At 40.0% G+C, this 1,100-nt stretch carries 1 protein-coding gene; it reads right to left on the bottom strand.

The annotated features are described in order from the left end of the window. Window positions 1-84: 84 nt before the first annotated feature. A complete protein-coding gene (locus DWW10_RS25815; RefSeq protein ID WP_007667038.1) occupies window positions 85-1,038 on the bottom strand; it encodes a tyrosine-type recombinase/integrase in 954 nt (317 codons plus the stop codon). Window positions 1,039-1,100: the final 62 nt, after the last annotated feature.

Raw genomic sequence — 1,100 nt, 5'->3', positions numbered from 1 at the left:
CTTTCCCTTCCTCAAAGCACTCCTTGAAGAAACTAAATATTATGTGACAATACTAAGCTATATTATAAAGAGGAATTACACCTTTTATACTAAATATCCGCCACTTTTTACAAAAGAAATTACTATCCGATTAGCTTCATCTATCTTCTTATTACTAAAAGGCTTCAGATAAGTTTCTGTAACTGCAATGGACGAATGTCCCATTGCTTCCGAGATGATTCCGGGATGAATTTCACAGTGATAAGCCATTGTAGCCCAGGTATGTCGGGCAGCATAAGTGCTAAGAGCAGACTTCATTCCAATAGATTGTTTTAGAGTAGACAAGCGCCGGTTAAAGCCTCTCAGAGCAGACTGGTATTCCCGGTATGCAGCCTCTGAACCTTCCTCACTCTGTAGAATAGGGAACAGATAAGGTGAATCCATATTCCTATCAGCTACCAGACGCACCAACTGCATTACTTCAGGGGTAAGCATCACCGTCAAAGCCCGTCCTGTTTTACGACGACGGTAAGACAATACATTGCCCTGCAGATCTCTCTTGTGCAGGTAGGCAAGGTCGACAAACGGAATGCCACGCAGCATAAACATAAGAACGAAAAATACCTTTGTCTGCTGATTTTGAGATAAATAATTTGTCTCTTGTATACTCATTTCCGTTTGACGAACCAGGTAGCTTATATCCGATGTTTCCAATGATTTCTTTCTATCCGCACGCGTTCCCGTATATACGTGTTCAAACAACCTTGGTATATACCGGGCACATTTCATATCAACGGCCCGGTGGTAGACAGAACGTATTGTTTTTATGTAGGTAGAAACCGTATTCCAACTACAGTTCCGCTGCCTCAGATGGTTCTCAAACCGCTTCAGTATTGCGGAATTTAATTTGCGTAAGGGCAGTTCTTGATTGTTTACAAATGCAGAAAAGGCATTTGACGTAGCCTGATAGATATGCGCAGTTCCCCATCGGCTGTTTTCGCGAAGTTCCTCAATTATTATTGAGAACATCTTCTGTAAAGTAACTTCATTTCTATTCATTCCTAAATAATTTATATAATTTCATCGTGCAATATATATAAAATGAACATGAATATGAAATT

This window comes from Bacteroides intestinalis (assembly GCF_003464595.1).
GTDB lineage: Bacteria > Bacteroidota > Bacteroidia > Bacteroidales > Bacteroidaceae > Bacteroides > Bacteroides intestinalis_A.
The sequence above is the reverse complement of the archived record's forward strand: the minus strand, read 5'-3'. Positions and strand labels throughout refer to the sequence as shown.

Coding starts and splice junctions, on each gene's coding strand:
- DWW10_RS25815 (WP_007667038.1), bottom strand. CDS start 1,038: ATGAATAGAAATGAAGTTACTTTACAGAAGATGTTCTCAATAATAATT.